Source organism: Mesorhizobium sp. ES1-3, assembly GCF_020164795.1.
GTDB lineage: Bacteria > Pseudomonadota > Alphaproteobacteria > Rhizobiales > Rhizobiaceae > Mesorhizobium.
In genome coordinates this window covers 1-3701 of the sequence record NZ_JAIUGW010000058.1, presented here as the reverse complement: position 1 = coordinate 3701, position 3701 = coordinate 1, and the positions used below count along the sequence as shown (strand labels likewise).

Annotated in this window: 2 tRNA genes and 1 rRNA gene; all 3 read left to right on the top strand. The window is 54.2% G+C overall.

The window, feature by feature from the left end:
• The first annotated feature begins 3 nt into the window (after positions 1 to 3).
• A tRNA-Ile gene (locus LB536_RS30865) sits at positions 4 to 80 on the top strand.
• A 50-nt stretch (positions 81 to 130) separates the two neighbouring features.
• A tRNA-Ala gene (locus tag LB536_RS30860) sits at positions 131 to 206 on the top strand.
• 494 nt (positions 207 to 700) lie between these two features.
• Positions 701 to 3561, top strand: a 23S ribosomal RNA gene (locus tag LB536_RS30855).
• Positions 3562 to 3701 lie beyond the last annotated feature (140 nt).

Genomic DNA, 3701 nt, shown 5'->3' with positions numbered 1-3701 from the left:
TTAGGGCTTGTAGCTCAGTTGGTTAGAGCGCGCGCTTGATAAGCGTGAGGTCGGAGGTTCAAGTCCTCCCAGGCCCACCACTTCGCAATCCGCAAGGATTGTCGTCTTCCTTTCGACACGAAGGTTATCAGGGGCCGTAGCTCAGCTGGGAGAGCGCCTGCTTTGCAAGCAGGATGTCGTCGGTTCGATCCCGTCCGGCTCCACCACTCGCGCAATCCGCCGGATTGTCGCTTCCGGCCGCTACGTTGCGGTTTGGCGAGCGTGCAATCTGTAAGGATTGTCGCGGTTCGCGGCGATCCTGTGGATCGCGCGGAGGTGTCGAGTGGAGATGGTGAGAAGAAGTCATTCGTAATAAGAGTTTGCGGCGAGCGTCATGCTCTCCGCCTGTTCTGTTTGACATCGTAAAGAGAAGATTTGTTCGAACTTCATGAGCCGCAAGGGTCGTGATTTGTCGCAAGGGACGCTCAATCCCTTGCATATGATGGGTTTGCCTAACCGCGCCCTCGAACCGATCTCGAGAAGCTGGTCTTTTTGTGCCAATGACATCAAGCTGGGTCCTGCACAGGATTTGGCTGACGCGACGATCTCTTCGAGATCGCGTGGCGACAATCCCTTCGGGATTGCGCGGCTGCTAACCTCGCAAGGGTTTAGCTGAAGCGACAATCCTTCGGATTGCGCGGTGGGCATTGGCAATGAGAACGATCAAGTGTCTTAAGGGCAATTGGTGGATGCCTTGGCATGCACAGGCGATGAAGGACGTGATACGCTGCGATAAGCTACGGGGAGGTGCGAATACCCTTTGATCCGTAGATTTCCGAATGGGGAAACCCACCTAAGGTACTTGGAAAATCAGAGCAGCAGGGTGACTGACGCAAAATCCGCAAGGATTGCGCGTGAGGCGACGATCTCTTCGAGGTCGCGCGGGCTTGCTGCTGTGGTTTCCAAGTATCTGTTATAGGTAACTTATCCTGAATACATAGGGATAAAGTGGCGAACGCGGGGAACTGAAACATCTAAGTACCCGTAGGAAAGGACATCAACCGAGACTCCGGAAGTAGTGGCGAGCGAACCCGGACCAGGCCAGTGGCGATTGAGAGACAAGCGGAACCTTCTGGAAAGTAGGGCCATAGTGGGTGACAGCCCCGTACGCGTAATGCAATCAATCGTCCTCGAGTAAGGCGGGACACGTGAAATCCTGTCTGAAATTGGGGGGACCACCCTCCAAGCCTAAGTACTCGTGCATGACCGATAGCGAACTAGTACCGTGAGGGAAAGGTGAAAAGCACCCCGACAAGGGGAGTGAAAGAGTACCTGAAACCGATTGCCTACAAACAGTGGGAGCCCGCAAGGGTGACCACGTACCTTTTGTATAATGGGTCAGCGACTTAGTGTGACGAGCAAGCTTAAACCGGTAGGTGTAGGCGCAGCGAAAGCGAGTCTGAACAGGGCGTTCAGTTCGTCGCATTAGACCCGAAACCGAGTGATCTAGCCATGAGCAGGTTGAAGGTAAGGTAACACTTACTGGAGGACCGAACCCATAACTGTTGCAATAGTTCGGGATGACTTGTGGCTAGGGGTGAAAGGCCAATCAAACTCGGAAATAGCTGGTTCTCCGCGAAATCTATTTAGGTAGAGCGTCGACCGAATACCCCAGGGGGTAGAGCACTGGATGGGCTAGGGGTCCTCACCGGATTACCAAACCTAACCAAACTCCGAATACCTGGGAGTACTAGTCGGCAGACACACGGCGGGTGCTAACGTCCGTCGTGAAAAGGGAAACAACCCTGACCTACAGCTAAGGTCCCCAAGTTATGGCTAAGTGGGAAAGGATGTGAGGATCCCAAAACAACCAGGATGTTGGCTTAGAAGCAGCCATCATTTAAAGAAAGCGTAACAGCTCACTGGTCTAAATAAGGGTCTTTGCGCCGAAAATGTAACGGGGCTAAAGCCATACACCGAAGCTTAGGGTTTGGTCCGCAAGGGCCAAGCGGTAGCGGAGCGTTCTGTAAGCTGATGAAGCCATACCCGTGAGGGGTGGTGGAGGTATCAGAAGTGCGAATGCTGACATGAGTAACGTAAGGGGAGTGAGAGACTCCCCCGCCGAAAGACCAAGGGTTCCTGCTTAAAGCTAATCTGAGCAGGGTTAGCCGGCCCCTAAGACGAGGCGGAAACGCGTAGTCGATGGGAACCACGTTAATATTCGTGGGCTTGGAGGTAGTGACGGATCATTGAGGTAGTCCAATCTTATCGGATTGAACGGGCTGCTGCGTGGTTCCAGGAAATAGCTCCTCCTTATAAACCGTACCCGAAACCGACACTGGTGGTCTGGTAGAGTATACCAAGGCGCTTGAGAGAACTATGCTGAAGGAACTCGGCAAATTGCACGCGTAACTTCGGAAGAAGCGTGACCCTTTTCTACGCAAGTAGAGGAGGGTGGCACAGACCAGGGGGTAGCGACTGTTTATCAAAAACACAGGGCTCTGCGAAGTCGCAAGACGACGTATAGGGTCTGACGCCTGCCCGGTGCTGGAAGGTTAAGAGGAGGGGTGCAAGCTCTGAATCGAAGCCCCAGTAAACGGCGGCCGTAACTATAACGGTCCTAAGGTAGCGAAATTCCTTGTCGGGTAAGTTCCGACCTGCACGAATGGCGTAACGACTTCCCCGCTGTCTCCAGCATAGACTCAGTGAAATTGAATTCCCCGTGAAGATGCGGGGTTCCTGCGGTTAGACGGAAAGACCCCGTGCACCTTTACTATAGCTTTACATTGGCATTCGTAGTGGCATGTGTAGGATAGGTGGTAGGCTTTGAAACCTGGGCGCCAGCTCAGGTGGAGCCACCCTTGAAATACCACCCTTATTACTATGGATGTCTAACCGCGGCCCGTTATCCGGGTCCGGGACAATGTATGGTGGGTAGTTTGACTGGGGCGGTCGCCTCCTAAAGAGTAACGGAGGCGCGCGATGGTGGGCTCAGAACGGTCGGAAATCGTTCGCTGAGTGCAATGGCATAAGCCTGCCTGACTGCGAGACTGACAAGTCGAGCAGAGACGAAAGTCGGTCATAGTGATCCGGTGGTCCCGCGTGGAAGGGCCATCGCTCAACGGATAAAAGGTACGCCGGGGATAACAGGCTGATGACCCCCAAGAGTCCATATCGACGGGGTTGTTTGGCACCTCGATGTCGACTCATCGCATCCTGGGGCTGGAGCAGGTCCCAAGGGTATGGCTGTTCGCCATTTAAAGCGGTACGTGAGTTGGGTTCAGAACGTCGTGAGACAGTTCGGTCCCTATCTGCCGTGGGTGTAGGAATATTGAAAGGATCTGTCCCTAGTACGAGAGGACCGGGATGGACGGATCTCTGGTGGACCTGTTGTGGCGCCAGCCGCATAGCAGGGTAGCTATATCCGGACGGGATAACCGCTGAAGGCATCTAAGCGGGAAACCCACCTTAAAACGAGTATTCCCTGAGAACCGTGGAAGACGACCACGTTGATAGGCCGGGTGTGGAAGAGCGGCAACGCTTGAAGCTTACCGGTACTAATAGTTCGATCGGCTTGATCGTTCTCATTCCTAATGTCCATTTCGGCGCAATCCAAAGGATTGTCGCCTGAAGTCAGATGTTTAGCCAGCGCTCACGCATGAGCGGCCCCTTCGGGGCCTATGCTCCGCGAGGGCGCCGGTAAACCGGCGACGCGCAGTCGC